The 24,687-nt window shown below is 57.2% G+C and carries 25 protein-coding genes and 1 pseudogene; 9 read left to right on the forward strand and 17 right to left on the reverse strand.

Annotated features, from left to right (window positions below):
• Window positions 1-61 precede the first annotated feature (61 nt).
• Complete coding sequence (locus tag DES43_RS13355) at window positions 62-961, reverse strand: LysR family transcriptional regulator (protein WP_133675566.1); 900 nt, start codon at window positions 959-961, stop codon at window positions 62-64.
• A 156-nt stretch (window positions 962-1,117) separates the two neighbouring features.
• Here DES43_RS13355 and DES43_RS22415 point away from each other — a divergent pair, with 156 nt between their 5' ends.
• Window positions 1,118-1,309, forward strand: a complete 192-nt coding sequence (locus DES43_RS22415; protein ID WP_166647753.1) for a hypothetical protein — start codon at window positions 1,118-1,120, stop codon at window positions 1,307-1,309.
• A gap of 171 nt (window positions 1,310-1,480) precedes the next feature.
• Here the strand turns inward: DES43_RS22415 and DES43_RS22420 are convergent, their stop codons facing one another.
• Window positions 1,481-1,759 carry a COG3415 family protein gene (locus DES43_RS22420; protein ID WP_166647754.1) on the reverse strand — a complete coding sequence of 93 codons (279 nt, stop codon included), beginning with the start codon at window positions 1,757-1,759 and terminating at the stop codon, window positions 1,481-1,483.
• Between the two features lie 82 nt (window positions 1,760-1,841).
• Window positions 1,842-2,799, reverse strand: a protein-coding gene (locus tag DES43_RS13365) for an IS630 family transposase (RefSeq protein ID WP_133675571.1) whose coding sequence is annotated in 2 segments (ribosomal slippage) — window positions 1,842-2,456 and window positions 2,458-2,799 — 957 coding nt in all. Because the reading frame shifts where the segments join, the coding sequence is not laid out codon by codon here.
• A gap of 80 nt (window positions 2,800-2,879) precedes the next feature.
• Here DES43_RS13365 and DES43_RS13370 point away from each other — a divergent pair.
• A pseudogene (locus DES43_RS13370) lies at window positions 2,880-3,148 on the forward strand (winged helix-turn-helix transcriptional regulator); the annotation flags it as partial.
• A 76-nt stretch (window positions 3,149-3,224) separates the two neighbouring features.
• Here DES43_RS13370 and DES43_RS13375 read toward each other — a convergent pair.
• The 11 genes from DES43_RS13375 to DES43_RS13425 all read right to left on the reverse strand — a co-directional run bounded on the left by DES43_RS13375 (window position 3,225) and on the right by DES43_RS13425 (window position 12,752).
• The gene (locus DES43_RS13375) at window positions 3,225-3,863 is read right to left on the reverse strand and encodes a nucleotidyltransferase family protein (RefSeq protein ID WP_133675634.1); all 639 of its coding nucleotides are present in this window, start codon (window positions 3,861-3,863) and stop codon (window positions 3,225-3,227) included.
• A gap of 36 nt (window positions 3,864-3,899) precedes the next feature.
• Window positions 3,900-4,778, reverse strand: a complete 879-nt coding sequence (locus DES43_RS13380) for an XdhC family protein (protein WP_133675636.1) — start codon at window positions 4,776-4,778, stop codon at window positions 3,900-3,902.
• A 301-nt stretch (window positions 4,779-5,079) separates the two neighbouring features.
• Complete coding sequence (locus tag DES43_RS13385; protein WP_133675573.1) at window positions 5,080-6,720, reverse strand: benzoate-CoA ligase family protein; 1,641 nt, start codon at window positions 6,718-6,720, stop codon at window positions 5,080-5,082.
• 48 nt (window positions 6,721-6,768) lie between these two features.
• Window positions 6,769-7,494, reverse strand: a complete 726-nt coding sequence (locus DES43_RS13390) for an ABC transporter ATP-binding protein (protein WP_133675575.1) — start codon at window positions 7,492-7,494, stop codon at window positions 6,769-6,771.
• Complete coding sequence (locus DES43_RS13395; protein WP_133675578.1) at window positions 7,491-8,255, reverse strand: ABC transporter ATP-binding protein; 765 nt, start codon at window positions 8,253-8,255, stop codon at window positions 7,491-7,493. The genes DES43_RS13390 and DES43_RS13395 overlap by 4 nt, the downstream gene beginning before the upstream one ends.
• Window positions 8,255-9,289 (reverse strand): branched-chain amino acid ABC transporter permease, encoded by a 1,035-nt coding sequence (locus DES43_RS13400; protein WP_133675580.1) that lies wholly within the window; start codon window positions 9,287-9,289, stop codon window positions 8,255-8,257. Before DES43_RS13400 ends, DES43_RS13395 begins: the two co-directional genes overlap by 1 nt.
• A 17-nt stretch (window positions 9,290-9,306) precedes the next feature.
• Window positions 9,307-10,194: a branched-chain amino acid ABC transporter permease gene (locus tag DES43_RS13405; protein WP_133675582.1), complete on the reverse strand. Its 888-nt coding sequence runs from the start codon at window positions 10,192-10,194 to the stop codon at window positions 9,307-9,309.
• A gap of 67 nt (window positions 10,195-10,261) precedes the next feature.
• Window positions 10,262-11,071 (reverse strand): ABC transporter substrate-binding protein, encoded by an 810-nt coding sequence (locus tag DES43_RS13410; RefSeq protein ID WP_133675584.1) that lies wholly within the window; start codon window positions 11,069-11,071, stop codon window positions 10,262-10,264.
• A 1-nt stretch (window position 11,072) separates the two neighbouring features.
• Complete coding sequence (locus tag DES43_RS23180) at window positions 11,073-11,462, reverse strand: ABC transporter substrate-binding protein (RefSeq protein WP_133675586.1); 390 nt, start codon at window positions 11,460-11,462, stop codon at window positions 11,073-11,075.
• 346 nt (window positions 11,463-11,808) lie between these two features.
• The gene (locus DES43_RS13420; RefSeq protein ID WP_133675588.1) at window positions 11,809-12,258 is read right to left on the reverse strand and encodes an Rrf2 family transcriptional regulator; all 450 of its coding nucleotides are present in this window, start codon (window positions 12,256-12,258) and stop codon (window positions 11,809-11,811) included.
• 35 nt (window positions 12,259-12,293) lie between these two features.
• Window positions 12,294-12,752 carry a GNAT family N-acetyltransferase gene (locus tag DES43_RS13425; RefSeq protein WP_166647755.1) on the reverse strand — a complete coding sequence of 153 codons (459 nt, stop codon included), beginning with the start codon at window positions 12,750-12,752 and terminating at the stop codon, window positions 12,294-12,296.
• Window positions 12,753-13,003: 251 nt separating this feature from the next.
• Between DES43_RS13425 and DES43_RS13430 the strand changes: the two genes are divergently transcribed.
• From DES43_RS13430 to DES43_RS13455, 6 genes are read left to right on the forward strand one after another with little or no spacing between them, the layout of a single operon-like run.
• On the forward strand, window positions 13,004-16,015 hold the full coding sequence (locus DES43_RS13430; RefSeq protein ID WP_133675592.1) for a xanthine dehydrogenase family protein molybdopterin-binding subunit: 3,012 nt from the start codon (window positions 13,004-13,006) through the stop codon (window positions 16,013-16,015).
• A complete protein-coding gene (locus DES43_RS13435) occupies window positions 16,012-16,839 on the forward strand; it encodes an FAD binding domain-containing protein (RefSeq protein WP_133675593.1) in 828 nt (275 codons plus the stop codon). Before DES43_RS13430 ends, DES43_RS13435 begins: the two co-directional genes overlap by 4 nt.
• Entirely contained in the window at window positions 16,830-17,354 is a 525-nt protein-coding gene (locus tag DES43_RS13440; protein ID WP_133675595.1) for a (2Fe-2S)-binding protein, read from the forward strand. Before DES43_RS13435 ends, DES43_RS13440 begins: the two co-directional genes overlap by 10 nt.
• 28 nt (window positions 17,355-17,382) lie before the next feature.
• Window positions 17,383-17,853, forward strand: a complete 471-nt coding sequence (locus tag DES43_RS13445) for a cupin domain-containing protein (RefSeq protein WP_050996927.1) — start codon at window positions 17,383-17,385, stop codon at window positions 17,851-17,853.
• Window positions 17,854-17,866: 13 nt separating this feature from the next.
• Complete coding sequence (locus DES43_RS13450) at window positions 17,867-18,664, forward strand: alpha/beta fold hydrolase (protein ID WP_133675598.1); 798 nt, start codon at window positions 17,867-17,869, stop codon at window positions 18,662-18,664.
• A 56-nt stretch (window positions 18,665-18,720) separates the two neighbouring features.
• On the forward strand, window positions 18,721-19,602 hold the full coding sequence (locus DES43_RS13455) for an alpha/beta fold hydrolase (protein WP_133675600.1): 882 nt from the start codon (window positions 18,721-18,723) through the stop codon (window positions 19,600-19,602).
• Between the two features lie 1,009 nt (window positions 19,603-20,611).
• Here DES43_RS13455 and DES43_RS13460 read toward each other — a convergent pair.
• Genes DES43_RS13460 through DES43_RS13470 form a run of 3 tightly spaced genes read right to left on the reverse strand, consistent with a single transcriptional unit; the run spans window position 20,612 to window position 22,593 of the window.
• Window positions 20,612-21,502: an MBL fold metallo-hydrolase gene (locus DES43_RS13460; RefSeq protein WP_133675602.1), complete on the reverse strand. Its 891-nt coding sequence runs from the start codon at window positions 21,500-21,502 to the stop codon at window positions 20,612-20,614.
• Window positions 21,503-21,514: 12 nt separating this feature from the next.
• Window positions 21,515-21,949: an ArsR/SmtB family transcription factor gene (locus tag DES43_RS13465; RefSeq protein ID WP_133675604.1), complete on the reverse strand. Its 435-nt coding sequence runs from the start codon at window positions 21,947-21,949 to the stop codon at window positions 21,515-21,517.
• The gene (locus DES43_RS13470; RefSeq protein ID WP_037471683.1) at window positions 21,946-22,593 is read right to left on the reverse strand and encodes a peroxiredoxin; all 648 of its coding nucleotides are present in this window, start codon (window positions 22,591-22,593) and stop codon (window positions 21,946-21,948) included. The genes DES43_RS13465 and DES43_RS13470 overlap by 4 nt, the downstream gene beginning before the upstream one ends.
• Before the next feature lie 409 nt (window positions 22,594-23,002).
• Here DES43_RS13470 and DES43_RS13475 point away from each other — a divergent pair, with 409 nt between their 5' ends.
• Window positions 23,003-24,679, forward strand: a complete 1,677-nt coding sequence (locus DES43_RS13475) for a bifunctional protein tyrosine phosphatase family protein/NAD(P)/FAD-dependent oxidoreductase (RefSeq protein ID WP_133675639.1) — start codon at window positions 23,003-23,005, stop codon at window positions 24,677-24,679.
• Window positions 24,680-24,687: the final 8 nt, after the last annotated feature.

A 24,687-nucleotide genomic window follows, 5' to 3' on the forward strand; every position in this document is an offset into this window, starting at 1 on the left:
TCACATTGAAGGTCAGGGCGAGGAATTTCTCGGACCGCCGAAGCGTTCATGCCGGCTGCAATTAAAGAAGCTCGGAGTCGCCACTTTCGATCCGTCCCGCCATTCTTCCAGCGAAACCTTGCATCGCGGTGCGGATGTGATCACAAAGGAGCCGCACGCGCTTTGTTTGCCGCGTGTCGCTATGTGTCAGCAACCATATGTCGCCGGTGGGTTTGACCGGACTTCCTGGCACGCGGACAAGCATGGGATCGGCGTCGCCCAGAAAGCACGGCAAGACTGTAATCCCCATGCCCGCGCGGGCGGCTTCGAACTGCGATCGCATCTCTGCAAATCGGATCGGAGTGGTCGTCATCCGGATCCCGCCTTGCGGATCCCAATCCGACGGAATGACCTCATTGGTTCCCAACAGCCAGGCTGCAGGGGTCGAGCGGGCTGTCATCAGATTTCGCTGGACGTAGAAGCCCGTATGGAATTCGCAGAGCCTCGTACCATAGAGTTTGTCTGGTGGAGTTCCGTCGCCGATGACCACGCGCAAGGCGACGTCCGCCTCCCGGTTGCCGAGATTGACCACCGACAAGGAGCCGATAATTTCCAGCGCGATATCAGGATAAGCAGCCCTGAACTCCACCAGAGTTGGCATCAACAGGTCGGTCGCAAACGAAACGGGGAGCGTGAGCCTCAAAGGTCCTGAGACGCTCTGGTCACGCCCGAAAATCTTAGCCTCTATCTGAGACGACGCCATCGACATCTGCCCGGCCAACTCCACGATGTCAGTCCCCGCATCCGTCAGTCTGTATCCGGACGGCAGCTTGTCGAAAAGTTTGGTGTTGAGCTTTTCTTCGAGGCGCCCAATGCCGCGGATGATCGTTGCGTGATTGACGGCAAGTGCGTCCGCGGCCGCCCGCACCGTGCCGCCTTCTGCGACAGCCAGAAACATGCGGACTTCATCCCAGTGATCCATGGTGCGTTTTCTCACATCTGTCGTGCGACCACCGCCAGTTTAAAAGAGATCAGGCTTGGGTAATATACGGTTATAAGAAGAGGATGTGCAATATCGCACCACTCCAGTCGCGTCCTCTTGCTGAGACAACCAGACACAGTCACACAAAGGATATTTATGAATACGCTGTCTTTGATGCGGAGCGCTGCCTTCATCACACTCATGTTTGCGTCCGCGAGCGCCTCGGCACAAGCACTCTCCGATCTCAAGCCTTCTGCGGAACCGCTCGTTCTTCAAAGCCAGGGCAGCTTCTTCGTTGGCGGAAGGACGGTCGAGACCGAGAATTTTCGTATTGAGCCTCGCATCTAGCAATGGGGGGCCCTCGAAACCGGCGTGGCCCTGCCTCCCATGACGGCGATGGTCGCGGCCAGCAGTCTGCTATCCGCCACTATCGTCAGAGCTGTTGGATCTCGCCGTTCACTCAGTGCCGCGTTCCTCGTGTATGCCGGCGGCGCGGCCGGTCTGCTTCTGGCCGAACGACTACGCCACTCGCTGTTCGTCGTTCAGGAGAGACGGCTTGCTTGGGGCCTTGCCGTTGAACAGACCCTCGGGACCACGATCATTGAAACGCACCACCAAGTCGCGCACTATCTGAACCGTCACAGTGCCAAGCCGGGCGGCATCCGCGCGTGAGCCACCATCATAGATCGATGCAAGCGACAGAAACCGGCGCGCCTGATCGGCATCGCGTGTCCGCCGGGCCAAAAGCCGCAACCTGGCCCCGTCGAAATCCGCCCGCAAAGAAATCGCTGAACCCATCGCAAACCTCCAGTTTGCGCAAGAGATTCATTCGTCGGTTGCTGGGAATCCCGATGAGATTCACACCTAGAGCGGCGGGCGATTAAACTGCAACGCACCCGGCTTCTTTGAAGTAATTCCAGCATTCCTGCGGGCTGAACAGGTGATAGATTTTGCCGACGGCCCTCCATAGTTCATCGTAAGATCTTGCTTTTTCTTTTCGCAGCAAGGTCTTAAGTTTGGCGAAGGCCATTTCAATAGGATTGAAATCCGGGGAATACCGGGGGAGAAAGAGAAGCCACGCCTTTCTCTCAGCAATGGACGCAGCGGCTCTCGGGCTTTTGTGAACGTTGAGATTATCCCAGATGACCACATCACCGGGCCTGAGTGTTGGTGCGAGCTGGGTGCGCACATAGGTGTCGAACTTATCACCATCCATCGCACCATCGACGACGAAGGGAGCCGTTATGGCGTCACAACGCAGGCCGGCGATGAAGGTCTGGGTGTGCCATTTGCCAAATGGCGCATCAGCCTGAAGACGCTCACCTTTTTTGCTTCTGCCTCGTGTAGGCGTCATGTTGGTTTTGATTGACGTTTCGTCGATGAAAATCAGCCGACCAGGGTTCTTGTGCATTGCAGGTTGGCGATGAGTAACCCACTCATCGCGCTCCTGGCGTACATCTGCGCGAGCGCGTTCCGCTGCCATCAGTGTTTTTTTTATAAGTGTGTCCCGCGCGGCAAAGCATCTTGGACAGGTTCGAGGGATCAGCACTCACGCCGTGTTGTGCTTCCAACCATACCGCCAGGTCAGGCATCGTGATGTCCGGCTGAGCATCTACCTTCGCAATGATGACATCGCGGTAAGGCCCAAGCTTGCCGCTCTCACGTGGCCGGCCGCGTTGTGACGGCTCGAGGGAGCCTGTCCGATCAAGTCGTTGCTTGAACCGAACCGCCGTTGCTGGCGAAACGCTGAAATCTGCGGCTGCACCGCGTCTCGATCGGCCCTGATCTATCGCATCAACAATCCGCTGGCGAAGATCAAGAGAATAGCTATGGGTCATCGAAGCACCTCCTGTCCCATAGAATCATGAAACCGGCAGTCTGGGGAATCCCTGAAGATTCAAAAAATCCGCCCGCCGCTCTAAACCAGCGGATCTACCGCTTTGGCGAGTTACGCAAGGCGATCCCAGGCATCACACAGCACATTTTCACAGCCCAGCTGCGGGAGCTGGAGGGGGATGGGCTCGTGTCGAGGACGATCTTCTCCGAGGTGCCGCCACGCGCCGAATATGCCATCACCGATAGGCACGTGGCCTCGGGCCGACTATGGAGGCGCTCGCAGCCCGGTGGGCCATCCATGGCGGCACGGTTTCCGCCAAGCGGTCAACGGGGAGCGGGGGGCGGGCGTAAAGCCAGGGAATAGGACTTCAGCCAAGGAATTCGGCCAACGGCCCAAGCCCCATGATGACCGGGCAGCATCTCGCTGTTACTTCAGTACGCCTCCGGCTGCAATCACCGCTTCCGGCGTATCGACATCGAGAACAGCGCCATCGCCGATTTCGACCTCGATAACAGCAAGGCCGCAAGATTCGATGATTTGGCGGGCGCCGACATCGCCTTCAAGCAGGGTCACCTCTTCATGCAGCGACTGCGGCAGAATGACGGGATTGCCGCGCTTTCCCTGAGAGGCCGCACGCACGACCGCGTGGCCGCCAGCAGTCCGGAATGCGGAGATCAGGGTTGTAAGATCACCGGCGGTGACATCAGGCATATCGGCAAGCATCACTAGGACGCCGTCGGCCCGGCGAGGCTTCGAGGCGCCAAAACCCCGTTTTAGCGAGCTTGCCATGCCAGAAGCAAAATCGGGATTGTGGGCAAGATCGAGGTCAAGGCCATCCAAGGCGGCCTGGATTTCCTCGTGCCGATAACCGGTGACAACCGTCACAGAGTTGGCGCCGCTTGAAATAGCACGTTCTGCAGATCTGCGCACGAGGGGTACGCCGGCGAATTCGGCAAGCAGCTTGTGCGTTCCTCCCACACCCATACGGCTCGCTCTGCCGGCCGCAAGGAGGATGATCGCGACAGAAATCGGGTCGCGCGAACGCGGCCTTCTCTCGATCTGCATGGTCAATTGTCTATCGCTCCTTGTTGAGGAAACGCTTCAGTCAGATTGAGCGGAGTACGCGGCAGCAATGTCCGCCAGGACAGATAGTGCCAGCGTACGAGCATCACGAGTGGGACCAAACATTCCTATTGGCGCCTTGATTCGGGCGAGCTGGCTTTGGCTATATCCCAGTGTCCGCAGAACTCCGCAACGTTTTTCGTGAGTTCGCCGACTTCCTAAAGCACCGATATAGAACGGTTCCCGTGCCAGCGCTGATTTAAGGAAAGGCATCTCTTGATCGATATCGTGAAACAACAGTGCGACCGCCGTGTCCTGGTCGATGAATTCATCAATCTTCACAGTTGACTGACCATCAAACGACAAGCGTTCGAACGCCGTAGCCGTAGCAAGCCGCGTTGCCGCATCGAGCTCAATGCCGCGCCCGCATAAAAGAAGCTTTGCCCTGGGTCTATAGTCCCGCATGAACAGGCGTCCAATCCAGCGCGTCCCAGTGGTCGGCACCATGACGGTAAGCGACTGACGGTCCGGGTCATAGCCGAGGGCGGTGCGCCTGCGCGATCGAAGCTCGAAAAGAACTTCGCGTACAGCCGTAGCATCTTTCAACACGTGAATTGCCAGAGTAATGCCACCGCCGCACGGAAGAACAATGTCGAAAAAGCGCGATCCTTCACCTAGCAGAAGATACCTGTCGACGCCTTTACCAATCGCTTCGAGTGCTTCCGCTGCGACCGCAGCTTCGGTGCAGCCTCCTGAGACATAGCCACTGTAACCCCCATCCGCGCAAACAGCCATCTGAGCACCAAGTGCGCGAGAAGATCCTCCTCGGATTTCCACTAAAGTGACGAGCGCGGTTCCAAGACCGCTTTCTGCACTATCGACGGCAAAACGGAGGATCTCTTCAGGATCGTCGGTCATAGCCGCGCAATACGGTACAACTGGAATCGAGTTTAGATTAGCGAGCGACTTCAAGGTACAGTTCTCCCGACATAAAAGCCCCCGTGATCTTAAGCCGTATTCGTTTTACACCACGGCTTGAGGCAATCGATTTTAGCGTCAGTACGGCGCACGCCTAACAGTTTGGTCATCCAACTAGTTTTATGCGCATGACGTGAAGCCTCCATTTCCCTCTGCGGCCAGGAATTCGCGAGCGCTTGCCCCCATCACACCAAAGCAAAGATTATGTATCTGAACCATCTCGCAGTGCCATACATGGGGCCTAGTTCGCGCGCGATGCTGTCTCTCGTTCTCTTAGCGTCCGTCTGTCAATTTTCTGCAGGGCCGTCCGGGGAAGTGACCCGACAAAGACGATCTCGTCTGGCACTTTGTAGCCGCCACAGTGGTGCCGTACTTGACCCTTCAATTCGTCGGCCATCGCCACATCACCGCTGTAGTGGTCCTTGAGTACCACATGCGCCTTGACCTTGCTGAGACCATCGGCGCCCTCGATTGCGAAGACAGCTGCCTCCAGCACGCGTTCGTCACGAGTGATGGCGGCCTCGACCTCGATCGGCGACACCCAAAGGCCCTTCACTTTGAACACATCGTTTGAGCGTCCGGCGAACCAGAAATAGCCGTCCTTATCGAACAACAAATGGTCTCCGGTCCTCACCCACTCACCCTGGAACGTTGCCTTGGTTTCGTCGAACTTCCGCCAGTAGAACAGGCAAGCCGTCCGCGACTTTACCAGGCATTCCCCCGGTGTATCGGGGTTTGTAATGGTGTTCCCATCGTCGTCCACCAGCCGGATCTCCACGCCAACGATAGGCTTCCCAAGCGATCCCCGCCGGAAATCTGAAGGTCTGTTGGCAATCCACTCATATGTCACTTCGGACGAACCAATGCTGTCAAACAATTCCAGCCCGAACCGGCGATGCCAACGTTCGAACACTTCCGGAGGCATCTTCTCTGACGCAGTATAGACTGCGCCCAGCGAGGAAAAATTGGGCTCCAGCCCGTGCTCTTCGAAATGGGCCAGCAACAGCTTGATGACCGTAGGGACGGTAATCAGCTTCGTCGGAAGATGCGTTTCTATAGCATCTGTCAGCTTCGAGGGAGTTAGATTGTCTGACATTATGATGGCAGTTCCGCCCCAATAGAGCGGAATCAGCAGACCCGGCCACAGCCCATGAGTGAAGTACTTTTTGGAGGTTGCGAACACGATGTCGTTTTCCGTGTAGCTCCACCAGAACCCTTGACGCTCGGGGACCAGAATGAAGTCATGGGCAAGATGCGTGATACCCTTCGAGGTTCCCGTCGTACCGCCGGAATAAAACATGTAGCTTACGTCGTTGGCATGCAGCGGGGTGGCCTCGAACTGTGCCGATTGACCGTGCACAAGTGAGCCATAGGTCGTGACACGAAGCCCGGCCCGAGTGATGCCAGTGGCCTCAGGTGCATCGCCGTTGACAAGGATCGTCCGGAGCGTTGCGGGCAAAATGTCCTGCGCCTCGATGATCTTTGCCATTTGCCGGTCATCTATGAAGACCGCAGTGGCGGCTGTGTCGCGGATGAAGTAGACAAGCTGGTCGGTCTTATAAAGATCCGAGATGCTGACCGGGACTAGACCGGCCCGAAGTGCGCCCAGCCAAATGGCCACGCTTGCTAGCGTATCGGTCGCCGAGATCAGGATCCGGGACCGTTCGGGCAAGCCGGCAGCGCACAGCCCATTAGCGGCACGGCAGACTTCGGCGAGCAGGGCGCGATAGCTGATCGCCTCGCCGTCCGAGATGAGCGCTGTTTTGTCTGCCCGGCCACCCTCGACGTGTCGATCGAGCAGGAGGTCCGTCGCATTCACATATTCAGGGATTGCCGGATCGTTCCAGGCCTTCCAGGCTTCAGAATAGATTGGCAAAGTCATCTTTTTTCCACACGTATTTGTTGTTCTGCTAACGGCGGGCGCTAAGGCTCACGAAATCCCGAGATAAGCGTTCTTTATATCCGCGCGCGCCTCGAGCCCGGCAGGCGTACCCGCAAATTGCACCATTCCCTGCGAAAGCACTGTCACAGTATCGGCAAGCGACATTGCCATGGCTGCATTCTGCTCGACGAGGAGGATAGACGTTCCAGTCTCCTTGATCCGCGCCAGGGTTGCGCGAACCTCCTCGACGATGACCGGAGCCAAACCTTCGGAAGGTTCATCGAGAATGAGAAGGACCGGATCAGCGAGCATCGCGCGTGCAATAGCCAACATCTGCTGTTCCCCACCGGAAAGCTGATGGCCCAAATGCCCCATACGCTCGGAAATACGAGGGAAAATCGCCAGGACTTGATCGCGCCGCGCGGCAGAACACCCCCGTGCCCACATGGCGACCTCAATATGCTCCCGCACTGTCAACGAGCCAAAAATCCCACGGTTCTCTGGCACATAGCCAATTCCCTGTGCGATGATACGATGGGTTGACATATCGCTAATGGTCTTGCCGTTGAAGGCGATGCGGCCTCTTCGGATCGGCGTAAGGCCAACGATAGATCGCAAAGTAGTCGTCTTGCCCGCACCGTTTCGTCCCAGGAGGGCGAGGCATTGGCCATGCCTCAACTCCAGGCTTTCGCCTTGCAGGATATAACTTTCTCCATAGTAGGTATGGATGTCGCACAATTCGAGTAGCGGCCGGCTGGGATTCGTCTCGGTCATAGGTTGGCTCCGTGATAGCTTGCGGATTCTCCGAGATAGGCGGCGCGAACTTCTGGGTTTTGCCGGATCTGATCAGGCGAGCCGGTGGCGACCGCAACGCCGTAGTTAAGCACCGTTACCTGTTCGCAAACTCCGAACACTACGTCCATGTCATGTTCGACAAGCACAAGAGTAATATCCTTGGGCAGAGCGCGCAGGGTATCGATCAACAGCAGCCGTTCTGCAGGCGATGTTCCCGCCGCAGGTTCGTCAAGCAACAGAGCTTTGGGTGAACATGCCAGAGCAATCCCTACTTCTAGCTGGCGTTTCTGGCCATAGGACAGGGTCTTGACCTCCCGGTGCAGCGCATCCTCTAGTCTCATGCGCACAGCAACCTCTTCGGCTTTAGTTCGCATTGCACTAAAGCTGGATGCAGATCGGATAAGGTTGAACCGGTTGGGCGTTCCCGCCTGCACCGCCAGCCGAAGGTTCTCAAAAACCGTGAGGCCCTCAAACAAGGCATTCTTTTGGAATGAGCGGGCGAGACCGGCGCGATTGACCTGCTCGGGCGTTAGCCCCGCCAAGTCCCGCCGATCGAGGCTTATGGAACCGCTTGTCGGTTTAAGCCAACCGGAGATCATGTTGAACAGCGTAGTCTTGCCCGCGCCGTTCGGACCGACGATGGCGTGCCGAGCGCCCGCGTCGACCTCCAGGTCGAACCCCTGTATGATTTGTAGGGCACCAAAATGCTTCTTGAGGTTCTTTATCGACAGTTGGGCCATCACGCGCGCCCCCTCTTGAGCAAGGTTTGTAGCCGGGTGGAGAGCATACCGAGAAAGCCAGCTATGCCACCTTTGAAAAAAGCGACGACCAGCACAAACATGATGCCGAAGATCATCATGTATGAATCAGTAAGCGTGGAAAGGAAACTTTTGAGCAACACGTAGAACGCCGCACCCAGCAAGGGGCCGAAAAAAGCTTGCGAGCCTCCAATGATGACAATAAAAAGGACCTCGCCCGACATTTGCCAGGACATGATATGCGGATTAACGAAATAGGCGTGCTGCGCCCATAGGCTCCCCGCCAGGCCCGCAACCAGGCCGGAGATGGCAAAGGCGAGGGCCTTGTAGGGAGTCGGGTTGTAACCGATAGCCATTATGCGCTTCTCGTTTTCTCGAATGCCCGCCAGCGTTCGACCAAAAGGGCTTTCCACCACCATGCGCAGGGCTATCAGCGTCACCACGAAGAACGCCAAAACCGTGAGGTAAAAGGTATGGTCGCTATGGGTATTCAATCCGAGTAGGCTGAGATCCAGCCGAGGAATACCTGTCATGCCGTCATCGCCTCCCGTCATGCGGGATTTTTCCGCAATGGCGTGAAGCAACTGCCCGAAGGCGAGCGTGATCAGCAGGAACTGCACGCCGCGTGTGCGCACGCTGAGTATGCCGATGAGACAGGCAATGATGAGACTTGCCAGCATGGCGCCGATCATGCCAATCCACACCGGATAGCCAAGCAGCACCGTGGCAATGGCGGTGATGTAGGCGCCAACGCCAAGGAACGCGGCGTGGCCCAAAGACACCAGGCCCGTATAGCCAACCAGAAGATTTAACCCGGACGCAAGGAGGGCGAGGATCAGCACTTCGGTCAAAAGCGAGATCGGGTAGCTGCCTAAAAGGAGAGGTGCGACGAGTAAGCCGGCAAGACCGGTCGCTGCCATGATCCAGAATCTGCTGTTACGGCGATGATCCGCATCCATCCCTGTTGCCGGCACTAACGATACTTTGGAAGTATGCCGAGTGAGCGAGTTTTCCATGATGTAAACCGTTCTGACTAGATCGTCTGTTGAGGGCGGCCGAAAAGGCCAAGCGGCCGGACGATCAGCGTGGCGGCCAGAAGGATGTAAATCGCAAAAGTCGAGGCCTCCGGCAGGTAGGCTTGGGTCAGTGTATCAGTCATGCCGACTATGATGGCGCCGATAAAGCATCCCTTCACCGACCCAAGGCCACCTAGGATGACCACCACGAGAGTGGGGATAAGTATCTGCACGCCCATGTTGACGTCGATCGACAACTCGGCGCCGGCAACCACGCCGGCAAAACCCGCGAGACCACACCCGAGCGCGAAGACCAGCGCGAAGACCAGATAGATGTTAATCCCCATTGCCCGGACCATCTCGTTGTCGTCAACTCCGGCCCTAACCACGGCACCCAACACGGTCCGTTCAAGCAGAAACCATGCACTGAGCGCCACTGTAAGTCCGATTATGATGATGAACAGTCGATACGTTGGATAAAGAATGCCAATATTGACCGCTCCTCGTAAGAATTCGGGCTTGTCTATACTTAGGAAGGTCAGTCCGAGCGTTTCGAAAAAGATCAGGTCGATGGCGCCTATGACGAAAAAAAGCAGGCCAAACGTAAGGAGAGCCATGTCGAGATGCGCACTTCGCCCCTGGTCTTTAAGCGGTTGCAGTACGAAATATTGCAGAACGAATCCGAGCAGAAGCGGCAGCAACGGCGCGATCGTAAGTGCGAGCCAGAAGTTGCCAGTCGTACTAAACAGGGCATAACCGAAATATGCACCGACCATATAGAAGGCGCCATGCGCTAGATTGAGAGTATCCATCAATCCGAAGATGATGGTGAGGCCGATCGCCATCAGGAAGATGAGCATCGACAGTTGCAGCCCATTCAGGGCGTTGAACAGAAAAAAGGACATCGCGTTACCTGACCTAGCTGAAGAACGAGGCGCCAGGAACCAGCCAGGCGCCCCAATTGGGCTCAAGCTACATTTTGCAGCCGGGCAGGTCCTCGCCGTAAGGAGTGGTAGTTACCAACTCGTGATGTAGGCTACCTGCGCCTTCTACGATGCGGATGATATAAAGCTCGTCCTGAACCGCGTTGTTGGAGCTGTTGAAGTGCACAGGGCCGCGGGGATCATTCACAAGCTTCAACTTCGAGATGGCCGAAATGATGTCAGCGCCATCCGCAGGCAAGTTGCCGCCATTAGCCTTTATAGCATCGGCAAGGCCGTCAAATATTGCGACCGCGTTGGTGTAGCCAAGCGCGTTGGACGCCATGGGCAGGCGACCGAACTTGGCTTTGAATTCACTTTTGAACCGCTCGGAGGCCGGGGTCTTCAGGGCATTGGTATAAACGGTGATCTGCATGGCATCGCGTTGAGCACCACCCATAGCACTCCACAGGGCTTCGTCATAAAGCCACATGTCGCCCCGCAGCGGCATCATTTCCTTCATGCCGAAGTCCGCGTGTTGCTTGACGACCTGCACAGCTTCCGAACCGGCATAAAACGAATAAATCATCTCGGCACCAGTCTGCTGCGCGCGCAGCAATGATGGGCCCCAATCTTTAGTCGTTGTAAACGGCGTCATGATTTCCATCACCACTTTACCGCCCGCGCCTTCGAAGCCGCGCTTGAAACCTTCCTTCATGGCCTGACCCGCGGAATAGTCCGGCCCCATGAATACGGCGGTCTTCACGCCCGATTTCGCCCAGTAGGCGCCAGCGGCGGACTGAAGTGCGTTGGCCGAGAATGAAGTTCGCGCAACATAGGGACTGCAAAATTTGGTGGTCAATTCATCCGCAACGGCGAAACCTGCAACGAAGAGGGACTCGCTCTTGGTTCGCGATACCGGCGAGTGCTATGCCGACCCCTGACGAAATCGTCCCGCCAAAGATTGCGACGCCGTCTGACTTGATAAGCTTGTTGGCCTTCTGAATCCCGGCCGGCGGAGAGTTCTCGGAATCTTCCTTGATGATCTGGATCCGGTAGTCGCCGGCTTTGCCCCCGCGCTCATCCAAGGCAAGCATCCAGCCATCTTCAATATCTTTGGCTAGTTGAGCATATGTACCGCTGAAGTCAGTGATAAGACCGACCTTGACGACTTTCTCCTGCGAAAAAGCGGCGCTGCTGGCGGCCGCCAAGAGTCCGACGGTCAACAAGACCGCGTTTGCGTACTTCCTCATATCTTCTCCTCCCAAGAGACGCGCCACTTAAGGTAAATTGGTGCGATAATGCGCATTTAAATGACTCCACGATGATTTTGTCAAGAAACAATTATCAGGCCGAGCCGCGCCCGTTGATTCGATTGACGTTTTATGGTGACCGCTAGAGGGAGAGGTGTGTGTCCCTGTGCTTATAACGATAATGAAAGTCCGAAAATTTGTTGTCAACTAAATTTATGTATTTTATCGTTTATGTCTGTCCCCTGTCATCTCCGTTGAAGGGCAGGCAGATATCTGGAGTGCCGTGACATGACCGACGTCCCAGATAAGATCAATGTCCTGTGGGATATGATGCTTCGCAGTTGATTTACGTGACCGCTTTACCGCTGGGATTTGGCTGGTCCCCAGCGCCCCTTAGTCGGCGCATACTATTGTTGATGATGGTCTGTAGAGTGACGGACTGCAGCGTTGCCGCTGAAATGCGATCAATCTCTTCCATGACCCGAAAGAGTTCGGCTGCGACATTGGAGGGCGCGTCCGGTCGGTCTGGGCTGGTGAACCAATCGGGTTCGAACAATTTTATGATATCGTACAGCGCGATCTTACGTGCGTCACCCACGAAACTGCACCCCCCGCCGACGCCTCGTGTTGATTCGGCTAGCCCTGCTAAAGACAGGGTGCGAAGCACTTTCGCAAGATGGTGTTGCGACATGCCGTAAATCTCGGCAATTTCGCTAGCGGGAATTTGCTCGCCCGGACGCGAGGCCATATGTAGGAGGGCTACAATCGCTGCCCGCGTCGCCTGCTGCAATTTCATCAATTATCTCCTAGTGTCCGCCAATACAGCAGGGCCTAGTCGGCCCGCATTTCCAATTCTATGTAAGGTCCTGCAGCCATGCCCTGCATGCGGAAAAACGCAATCAAGCTCTGTGCGTCGATGTGCACCATTGTGCGGATCAGGTCTATGCTGTGTTCTCGAAAATACGCGATTGACGCTTCGAACAGCCGCGAGGCGACTTGCAAATGGCGGTGTTCCGGTCGCACGGCGACTGCCTGGATCCAGCCGCAAGGCGGTGAGCCAAATTCCCAAGCCTGGATCGACCCCAAAACGTAACCTATTACCTGCCCGTCACGCCGGGCAACGAATAAGAGAGATGACCGGTCCGTGCTCTGTCGCAGATAGTGCGCGTACCAAAAGTCCGCTTTCGAGGTCCCGGTTACAGCTGCGTCAATCTCCACAATTTCGGGGACATCTACCAAATTCACCGGGGAGATGGTGACATCTTCGCCAAGTTTCACATCCTGAGTCATCTTTTCATCTCTCCATTTAACCACTGCCAGCCAACTGACGGTACCCCAAGCCCCGCGAGTCCCGCAATAGTCCTCGCATGGCAGGGGTCGGGCCGCAATTTTAATGTGGTAAAACCGTACTAAATAACCTTTACACAGATGTCGGATTGGTGCTAGTTCTCTTGCAGACGCCACCCGTTCATCAGATCGGGCAACTTCATCAAGGCCGGAGCGCATTGACGCGATCCTGTCGCTTGCGAGGCAGTGAATTGATGTACGCGGATGTCAAAAAAAACACCCATTCGACCCAAGGTTGGGTTGGACGCAGTCTGGAGCGCCATGAGGACGCAGCTTTGCTCATGGGGCAGGGCCGTTATGTCGATGACTTCCCCATAGCGCCCAACACCCTTCATGCCGCCGTGGTGCGTGCGTCGCACGCCCATGCCTTGATAACTGCGATTGATACGACGCGCGCTCTAGCCGTACCGGGCGTTCGCCATGTGATCACGGGCGAGCAGATCAGGGCCATCTCCGATCCCTTCCTTACCGTACTTAAGCAGCCTATCGATCAATGGGCGCTGGCGGTCGAGCGGGTTCGCTATGTCGGCGAAGCTGTGGCTGTCGTGCTAGCCGATGATCGTTACATTGCCGAGGATGGCGCAGCTCTGGTCGATATCCTCTATGAGCCGCTTCCCGTTGTAGTCGATCCTGTGGCTGCCGTGCGCTCTGACGCGCCGCTGCTACATCCGGCTGCCGGCAGCAACCAGCTTTCCGTGCGGGAATTCGTCTACGGTGAACCTGATGCCGCATTCGCCCGCGCTGAGCGGACCATTTCCGTAGACATCGAATATCCGCGTAGTTCCTATACGCCTATGGAGTGTTTCGCAGTAGTGGCCGAGTACCGGCCGGGCGACAAGAGCTTCGACGTTCTCGCCAATTTCCAGGGACCTTTTTCCGCCCACCCGGTCATGGCCAAGGCGCTGCGGGTCCCGGGCAGCAGGCTACGGTTACGCATACCGCCGGATAGCGGCGGCAGCTTTGGTATCAAGCTCTCGGTTTTTCCATACATCGTCCTGATGGGGCTTGCCGCCCGGATAAGCGGTCGCCCGGTCAAGTGGATCGAGGATCGCCTAGAACACCTTCAGGCAGCCAATTCGGGGCCGAACCGCATTACTCGGCTCGATGCGGCAGTCGAGCCCGATGGCCGGGTCACGGCGCTTCGCTTTGATAATCTTGAGGACTACGGCGCCTATCTTCGTGCGCCAATGCCTGGGCCACTCTATCGAATGCATGGTGCCACTACCGGCGCTTATGACATACGCCATCTCGCCATGGTGAATCGCGTCGTGGTAACAAACAAAATGCCTGCCGCCCTGGTGCGAGGCTTTGGTGGCCCGCAGCTTTATTTGGCTCTTGAGCGGCTCATGCAGCGGATCGCAGTCGAACTCGGGCTCGATCCTCTCGAGGTAATCCGGCGCAACTTGATCTCTGCCGACGCTTTTCCGTATCGGACGCCGGCTGGCGCCTTGTACGATTCAGGAGACTACCAAAAGGCCATCGAGATCGCGACGGGCGATGGCCGACTGACGGACTTGCTTCGCCGGCGTGATGAAGCAAGGGCCGCGGGAAAACTTTACGGCATAGGTTATGCCGCAGTCGTCGAACCCGGCATGTCCAATATGGGCTATCTCAGCACCATATTGCCCGAGGAGATCCGACAGCAGCAGGGCCCCAAGAACGGAGCCGTCTCCATGGTCAGGGTCAATGTCGACGCCGTGGGTGGTGTCTCCATGACGGCCGATGTCACCGTTCAGGGGCAAGGTCATGCCACTGCTCTGTCGCAGATCGTAGCGGATCAACTTGGCCTCCACCCGCGGGATATATCCGTCAATCTGGAGATCGACACGCAGAAAGATGCGTGGTCAATCGCCGCCGGCAGCTATTCTTGTCGTTTCTCTCCCGGCACTGCCGTTGCCGCTCATCTCGCTGGAAAGCAGGTCCGCGATAAGGTGGCGCGCATTGCCGCTGGCCTTTTTAAAACAACGGAGGATGATGTCGGCTTCGGCGGCGGCAGGGTGTTTTCTATTGCGCAACCCGCTAAAAGTATGCCCTTCGGTCGCGCAGCCGGCACGGCCCACTGGTCACCGGTTCTCGTTCCCGATACCGATCAGCCCGGTATCAGCGAAACCGGCATCTGGGCTCCGCAGGAACTGGCTCCCCCTACGGGCGGCGACGAGATCAATACCTCGCTCACTTATGGCTTTGTATTCGACATGTGTGGCATCGAGATCGATCCTTTGACAATGCAGGTCAAGGTGGATCGATATGTCTCCATGCACGACGCCGGCAAGTTGATTAATCCACTCCTGGCCGAAGGTCAGATACGAGGTGCTTTTGTCCAAGGACTGGCAACAGCGCTTTATGAAGAAATCGTCTACGACGACAAAACAGGCGCTCTCCAGACCGGCACATTTGCCGAGTATCTCGTGCCCACAGCCTGCGAGGTGCCGCAGATCGAGATCATCCACATGGAGACTCCGTCACCCTTCACTCCCCTTGGAGCGAAGGGATTGGCCGAAGGCAATTGCATGAGTACGCCGGTCTGCATTGCCAACGCCGTGGCCGATGCATTGTCGCTGCGCGACGTGCGTTTGCCCATCACACCAAATCGTCTCAATGCTGTATTGGCCACCAATGAGGGTCCTGCGCCCACACTCACCAGCAACGTCGTCGATGCCGCAGCTATGGAAAAGGAGTTTGCAGAAGCGACAATTGCGGGCTCTGGAACATTGACGGTCGCGACGGAGGCAGGAAACATCTGGGACACCCTGCTCAATCCGCAAACACTCAAGAACATTATCCCTGGCTGTCATACGGTGACCGCACTTCGTCCCGATCATTTCCAGGCTGAGGTGTCCCTCGGGGTCGGCCCGGTCCGTGGTCGGTTCATCGCGGATGTCTACCTGAGCGATCTTGTTCCACAGCGACAGGCTAAATTGAGCGGCGAATTGCGAGGTCCGCTCGGCAAGGCAGAAGGGAAGGGGCGAATCATTCTCAGCCTTACCCCGGACGGTACAAGGATCGATTATGCTTACGGCGTCGATGTCGGCGGCAAAGTAGCTTCAGTCGGCGGCCGGATGATCCGCCGTGCCGCAGATATGATCATTGGCCAGTTTTTTGAGCGTTTGGTCGCGTTGTCAGGCGACGGAGACGCAACGCCGACCAAGAAAACCAGGTCTGGGCTAATGGCTTGGTTGGTCGGCCTGTTCGGAGGTCAAAAATGAAACCTGCGGCTTTCACTTATATGCGCCCAGACAATGTCGACGAGGCCCTGCAGATCTTGACCGAATACGGAAGCGAGGCGCGCGTACTGGCGGGAGGACAGTCGCTGATGGCCATGCTGAACCTGCGGCTGGTCGAGCCCGGAGTGCTGCTTGATATCTCGCGCCTACCGGCTTTGCGTCACATTCGCCTCGATAACGGGTTCATAGAGGTTGGAGCCGCAGTGACGCAAGCAGAGCTGCTCGCCTGGCCCGACCTCGAGCGCGAAGCGCCTTTCATCGCACAGGCGCTACCCTGGGTCGGTCATTTCCAGACCCGTAATCGCGGGACCGTCTGCGGCTCGATCAGCCACGCCGATCCCAGTTCGGAATTGCCACTCTCTCTCGCCTTGCTTCAGGGCGAGGCTGTCCTGCGCTCGAGCAAGGGAGAACGGCGGCTGGCGGCGCGTGACTATCAGACCGGCATGCTGCAGACGGCCCGCCGCGAGGATGAACTGCTTGTTGCGGTGCGTTTCCCCGTCGGCCTCGGCCGCGCGGGTGCTAGTTTCCAAGAAGTGTCACGGCGTCACGGTGATTTCGCCATTGTTTCCGCGGGCGTCATTCGCCACGCGGGGCGTATTCGGATCGGCATCGGCGGCGTCGCAGATCGCCCTTCCTGCATCGAGCTCGACGAAAACGTATCCGCTGCGAACTTGACCGAGCGGATCGAACAACTCGCTTGGGAGCTCGGTGGCTACGACGACATCCATGCCAGTGCTCGCTTCCGTCGTGATCTCGTACGGCGCCTGGCGCCAAAATTAGTTTCCGAGGTGCTGTCATGCGCATAATTAACAGTAATGAAATGTCTGCGGTGACCGTGGAGTTGAACGGCGAAAAGGTGACGGCCCTCGCCAGCCCCCGCATGCTTTTGAGCGATTTCCTACGCCATTCCGCCGGATCAACGGGCACGCACGTGGGTTGCGAGCACGGTGTCTGTGGGTGCTGTACGGTCAAGGTCGATGGCGTGGCGAGCCGGTCCTGCCTGATGCTTGCGATGCAGGCCGACGGCCGACGGATCGAGACGGTCGAAGGGTTGGCGACCGACGCTGATAATATGGCGCCACTACAACGCGCCTTTCGCCGCCATCACGCACTGCAATGCGGGTTCTGCACGCCGGGGATCCTCATGTCGTTTTCCGATTTTTTGGGCCGCAACCCCAACCCGGGGGAAGACGAAGTCCGCGAAGTGCTCGGTGGCCACATTTGCCGCTGCACCGGTTATGAGGGCCTGATGCGCGCGATCATGGAGGCCGCATCAGAAATGCGAGGCGAGCCTGTGCCCGCGGCCTCGGACACCGTCTAAAAATGTAATAACCATGGAGGAATACCAAATGTCTAATCAACCAACTCGCGAAGTCATCACCATCGATGGCAAGAATGTCGTTCTGCAACGCGACACGTCTCCCATGATCAACGGGGGCGTGTTGGAATTCGCCGACGCGCTCCGCGTCTTCAACATCTTCGACGATAAGTTCCAGCCATCTAACTTCGGCCTTGCCGATGGCAAGCCGCTACGCATGTACGATTCGACCACGGTCAAGATCGATCTCTCCAAGCGTAGCAAGGAAGACATGGGTTTCTGGCACCGCAACGCCGATGCGCACGAGATCATCTTTTGCGTCAAGGGTGCCCTGCGTTGGGAAACTGAGATGGGTGTCCGTACTTTACGGCCTGGCGATATGATGCTGATTCCTAAGGGGATTGCTCACCGCTCGACGCTTTGCGAGGAATCCGAAGCAGAGAATGTCTTGGTCGAGCTCAAAATCACCGAAGCGCTGAAATACGTCGCTGAAGACAAGTAAAAAGGTGCTGCCCATGATCGTCCGCTCCAACGGCGTCAACTTTAACTGCGTGATTGAGGGGCCCGAAGGGGCCCCTTGGATCACGCTGTCCCACGCGCTCGCCAACAATCTGACGCTGTGGGATGAGATCGCAGCGGCGTTGTCCAGCCGCTATCGGGTCCTGCGCTACGATCAGCGTGGCCATGGCCTCAGCGAAGTCGTCGCCGGGCCCTATGATTTCCCCATGCTTATCGCCGATGTCCTTGGCATTTGGGATGCTCTCGGCATCAAGCGCAGTCACTGGATCGGCCTGTCGATCGGCGGTATGATCGGATACGGGCTCGGTATCCACCATCCAGACCGGGTGCACAGTGTCATCGCTTGCGACTCTCGGCCCGATGCTCCTCCCGAATATGCTGCATATTTCCAGTCGCGCATCGACAAGGCGCGTGCCTACGGCATGGAGGGCGTGGTTGATTCCACGATTGAACGCTGGTTCACGCCGGAAACCCTGGCCGCTAATCCTCCAGTACTGGAGCGCGTGCGCGAGATGATCCGCACGACGAGCCCGTCGGGCCATGAAGGTTGCTGCGAGGCACTCAAGACCCTGGCCTACGGTCCCGAGCTACACCGGATTACCGTTCCGACGCTGCTTTTGGGTGGCGATAAAGACAAAGGCGCTCCACCGCATTTCCTTGCCGAAGGCGCGCGAAAAATTCCGACGGGCGAACACGTGGTCATTCCCGATGCGGGTCATATCAGCGCGTTGGAAAATCCAGCCGCAGTGTTGGCCGCGATCGAGTCATGGCTTGATCGGCACCCTGAAGCCTAAGCCCAGCTTTTTACCGGCCATGCGGCCTGCTCGCTGATTGAAATGGATACACTGCTATGAAAGCTGACGTTTTTTCGGTTCCTATGACAGACGGCGCGGAGATCGTCATCCGCCACTATTCCCGCCCGGGGGCATTGCGCCTCTACATCACCCACGGCAACGGTTTTGCCGTGGACGGCTACAGGATTTTTTGGGAGCCGCTTCTGGATGCTTACGATGTTGTCCTTTTTGACATGCGAAACCACGGCCGTAATGCGGGTACAAGCGCGGACGGGCACAATTACGGGCAGTTCGCTCGTGACGTCACTTCCATCCACCAAGGCACCGTCGCCCGTATTGGTCCGGCTAAATCTGTTGGTATCTTCCACTCTATGTCGGCCCGATCGGCAATGAAGAATGCCGTGCAGTTCGGCTCGCCGTTCGATGCGCTGGTGTTGTATGATCCCCCAAGCGTGCCGCCCCGCAACCATCCCCTCTACGAAGCGATGCGTGAGTTCGAGATCAAGCTGATCGCATGGGCTGCGGGCAGGCAGGATCGGTTCGCTTCTGTCGACGAACTCGAAGCACAATATTCCGAAGCGCGCGCCAGCGCCCGCTGGCACCCGCAGGCCCGGCGCGATATGGCTGAAGCCGTGCTACGCCCGCTGGCCGATGGAAGTTTCGAATTGTCCTGCCGCCGCGAGCTGGAAGCTGCCATCTATCTTGGCGCCCTGACACTCGATCTCTGGCCCATGGCCAGCGAGTTGGGGCTGCCGACCCTCCTGGTCGGGGCCGATCCCTCGGGTACGAAGGGACCGCCAACCGGCCCCGCCAACCACGCGCTTGCCCACGAAGGCGGCTACACGTACCACGGCATCGATGGGGCAGGACATCTGCTCCAAATCGAGAAGCCTGAAATATGTCGGGAAATCCTCATTGATTTCCTCGGAAGACTTTGAGTCTGGCGGATCGGGAAATGGTACTGACGGTGCCTCCGACGCTTACCAACACAGTATTTGACCGAAGATGGGACGCTTATTCGCCTGGTATGAGGCCATCTTCGGTAGCGTGCTTCTTTCTATCGTCATGATCCGAATTGGCCGCCCCATATTCAATCTTGACTGGATTCCTTCGAGTCTTCTCTACTTCATGCTGGGCTTGCTTTTGAGCGCTAATTCCCGTTGTCTTCTGTCAGCTGATAGTCTCGGCGCCGTTACGGCTCTGGATTGGTGCCACACTCGACGCGGGGTCTGGTACAGCTTGGTTGGGCGCGAGTGGCTGACGAGACTTTTCTGCATTGCCTTTTTGATCGTCAGCCGTCTGGCGGTGCTTCCTACCAATCTTGATGTCGTCCCTGCCGTCGATCTTTGTTTGAAGGGCGTCTCATTGCCGGTGTCAACTTTCTCTGCGGGGAAGGCCGGCACAATAGGCACAAACGAATCTGTGAAGTCAGCGATCGAGTGCCGATCGAGACCGGCTCGAAATGCCTGATCCCCAGACTGAAGTAACCTCCTGAGAAAAGGCAACATACACTGAACGGGCAGTTTTGTGGCAGACAGAAAACATCACCTGCTGAGACGCCTGACGTGTTGCGGCTGGCTCAATGACTTGATGCGCCGATGCCATCCTGACATGCTCGTCCACGTGCCGGTTTGCTGCCAACAAGGATGTTGCGATTCTCACGCACCCCGCCGGCGAGGACATGGGGGATTGCGTCGTCGCCGCTGTGCGACCGTTCCTACTTTGAGGCACAAAGGGGAGCTGAAAAGTCGCAACGGCGCTACGCCTAAAGGGTCGCTTTGAACCACCGGCCGCATGACCCCGGCGACGTGCTCCGACGCTTACCATATGCGCGGGCTGCCCGGATGTTGTTGCGCGGCGGAGCCAGCAATGGGCAGAAACAGGATCTCGGTGGCTTCGTTGCGGGTTATGCCAAAAGGGCGGCCTGCGATGCCAAACAAGTAACACTCATTCTGCACCGCCGTTACGCGGCTGAAAGTACCCGAGCGGGATTTTCAGATACGACCGCCCGTTGCTCTCAGGCTCCGGAAGGCGCCCCCCACGAATGTTGACCTGTAAAGCGGCGAGCATAAGCTTCGGTAACGGCAACGTCGCGTCGCGCGCGTCACGAACCTTTATGAAGTCATCCTCACTCGGTGATCCGGAAAAGTGTTTGTTATGTGCGAGGTGGTCGGCAACACTGGCCTGACACATTTGCACCCTGCCTCCCGGTGCGTAGTCATGGCCGACAAAGATCCTAGTATCTGAAGGCAGATCAAGGATGCGTCTTATGCTGCGGTAGAGCTCGCGTGAGTTTCCCCCGGGAAAATCTGCGCGGCTTGAACCACTATCTGGCATCATTAACGTGTCGTGCACGAAGGCTGCGTCGCCGGCGACATAGGTAATCGAAGCCATGGTGTGGCCGGGCGAAAACAGCACCTTTACCGAAATCCGGCCCACCTCGAACGCCTCACCATCCCTGAACAGTCGGTCCCACTGGGAGCCGTCGGTGCGGAAGTCATCGCTAAGGTGATAGATATCCTTCCATAACGCTTGAACCTTGGTCACGTGTTCGCCGGTTGCCATCGGCGCATTCAGCTTCCCTTTGAGATACGGTGCCGCAGAAAAATGGTCGGCGTGAGGATGTGTGTCGAGGATCCAGACGACTTGGATCCCTGTCATCGCAATATAATTCAGGATTTCGTCCGCGCGAGTTGTATCGACCGCGCCTGCCAGGGGGTCATAGCCAAGAACCGGATCGATGATCGCGCCCTTCATTGTGGACGCATCGTAGAACACGTACTGCCAGCTGCCAGTGGTTTTGTCCCAGAAGGATTTGACGATAGGCGCATGTGACATGCAGGGTCCTCCTTATTCTGCCGGTTCCAAACGCGCCCACCGCGCCATCTCACCTAGAAAGGTCGATCTGATCATCGGGACCGGTTTAGTCTCATACAAGGCTGTCACAGCCTGGCCGCCTGCGCGCCCATCCTGCACCGGATCGCAGAACATAAGCCTGAGCATATCCATAACGACGCCTACCCGACCGTCTGCGATCGAATAGTATATTTGGCGCGATGCGCGCCGCGTGCGGACGACGCCTGCCTGACGAAGCTCCGCGAGCTGCTGGGAAAGTGCCGGTTGCTTGAAGTCGAGGGCATCTTGGATTTCACCAACCGACCGCTCTTGCTGAGCGATATGCCACAGCAGCATCAGCCGGCTCGGTGTGCTGAACAGGCGCATAAACTCGGCCGCCCCAACGGATTTCTCCAGCATTGCTTCCGACCTGGGAATCACTTTGCTCATGCCCGCCGCTCCCTATGGTACCAAGTCTGACCCTCGGCTGTCTGAGCTGCCTCGTCGAGGGACGAGGCGGCCGGTTCCACCAATGGCTGCCCGGGTCTCCAGCCCTCCGGCGCCAGAGCGCCGTCCTTCTCGGAAGTTTGCAATGCTTGTACAAGGCGAAGAAGTTCGTCAACCGACCGTCCGACGTTCATTGGATACCAGACGATCGCTCGCACAATGCCTTCAGGGTCGATTGCGTAAGTCGCACGGACGGTACCACTGTTTTCGGATGACGCGTCCAGCATGCCGTACGCTCTGGCGATAACCATCGCCGAATCCTCGATCAACGGAAATTCCACCTTGACGCCAAAACTGCGCTCGATATCGCGCAGCCAGGCGACATGTGAATAAAGACTATCAACCGACAACCCCAGAAGCTCACAGTTCACAGCGGAGAATTTCTCCCTGGCCCTTGAAAAAGCGATGAACTCACTCGTGCACACAGACGTGAAGTCCGCCGGGTGCGAAAACAACAACAGCCAGCGGCCCCGATAACCCGCAAGCGAGACCTCGCCCGCGGTCGAACGGGCTGTGAAGCCCGGAGCTCGATCGTTAATCCTGAGGGTGGGAGGCGCCTGAACCGGTGCGTCATTTACTGTATTCATTATCCAGCCTTTCCAATGCAGGAGCCGACACCCGTTTATCTGCAGGAGCGCAGGACCCACTAACATGAATATCTAGTTGCACTATTATTGTAAATATGTATTTCATTTGCTCTTGCTTGGAGGATGTCATGGCCCAATCCCTTTCGCTTCGCAATCCTGTAGCGCGAAAGCACCGTTAAAGAAGGCCTGAGGAAAACCCCACGGTTAGGACCAAGACATCGAAACCGACACATTATTTACGCTTAATACGTAACTGTTGACTGCGATGGCGGATCGATGTCCGGTAATAACAACGCGCAGGCAATCCATTAAACGCAAGGTGGACATGCTCATCGGCATCCGCCGCCTGTCACATCGTCTTGACCCGTCACAGCGCATCGCGTCGGGTTTACTGAAGGAGGAAAGCGTCATGGACATTCGAAAGATTGACGACCGCATGAGCGTTTCGCCACAAATCGAGCTTGAAGATGTAGGCGAGCTTGCGCGCCTCGGATTCAAGTCGATAATATCCACCCGTCCGGATGGAGAGGAAGCCCTTCAGCCTGATGCTGACAGCACAGCTCTGGTGGCAAAGGCAGCGGGGTTGGAATTTAGACACATCCCCGTCCTGACTTCCGAAATTCGCGATCGCGACGTCGCACTCTTCGATGAAGCGATGAGGGATTTGCCAAAGCCGTTGTTAGCCTTTTGCCGATCTGGCAGGCGGGCAGCCAGCCTGTGGGCATTGTCCCAAGCTCCCAAAGAGGGCTCAGATGCCGTGTTGGGCGCAGCCAGGGCGGCAGGATACGATCTTCAAGAACTTCGCCCTCGCCCGGAGTCTCGGATCATTGCAAACGATCAAAAAGTCGCATCGGCCTGCGATGTTCTCATCGTCGGCGCGGGCGCCGCGGGCATTGCCACCGCCGCAAGCCTATTGAAACGTCGACATGGCCTAAACATAATCATTGCCGACCCTGCCGAACGCCATGCCTACCAACCTGGATGGACCATGGTCGGCGGTGGAATATTCAAGCCCGAAGATACGGTGCGCTCCATGGCGGCGGTGATGCCCGCAGGCGTAACCTGGGTAAAGACGGCGGTCGCCGAATTTGATCCGGACCACAATTGCGTGCGCTTGTCGAATGGCCGACGTGTTGATTATCGCATACTGGTGGCAGCCCCGGGCATCAAGCTTGACTGGGCGGCGATCGAGGGCCTTGAAGAAACCCTCGGACGCAATGGCGTCACCTCGAATTACCGCTACGATACGGCCCCCTACACCTGGTCGCTGGTAAAGAACCTCAAAGGCGGTAAGGCGCTTTTCACACAACCGCCAATGCCGATAAAATGCGCAGGTGCACCTCAAAAGGCGTTGTATCTGTCAGGTGACCACTGGTTCCGGAAAGGCCGCATCAACGACATCTCGATTGAGTTCCACAATGCCGGTCCGGTTCTCTTCGGCGTTAAGGAATATGTTCCGGCGCTGATGGAATATATCAAAAAGTATCGCGCAGACCTACAATTTGCCTCAAGACTTGTCGCTGTCGATGGTTCAAGGAAAGAGGCGCGATTTGCACGCGTGGGCGTCGACGGTTCCGTCGTCGAAGACACGCGTGGTTTTGACATTTTACACGTTTGCCCGCCTCAGACCGCCCCGGACTTTGTCCGTGCAAGTCCTCTTGCAAACCAAACCGGCTGGATTGACGTCGACGAGACAAGCCTCCAGCATAAGCGGTACTCGAATGTCTTCTCGCTCGGTGACGCAGCTGGCACAACAAATGCGAAAACCGCTGCAGCGGCGCGCAAGCAGGCGCCAATTGTTGCAGAGAACGTTTTGGCTACTCTCGACGGCCGGGATCTTCGGGCAGCGTATGACGGATATGGCTCATGCCCTTTGACCGTCGAGCGTGGAAAGATAGTACTGGCGGAATTCGGGTATGGCGGAAAGTTGTTGCCGACTTTCCCCTTCTGGATGATTGACGGCACAAAACCTTCCAGTCTCGCCTGGTACCTGAAGTCTGAGGCGCTGCCACGGATCTACTGGCACGGCATGCTCAAGGGCCGCGAATGGCTAGCCTCTCCGGACATCAAGGAAAAAGTTGCCTAGCGGCGGCG

It is taken from the genome of Aquamicrobium defluvii (genome assembly GCF_004363725.1).
Classification (GTDB): Bacteria; Pseudomonadota; Alphaproteobacteria; order Rhizobiales; family Rhizobiaceae; genus Mesorhizobium; species Mesorhizobium defluvii.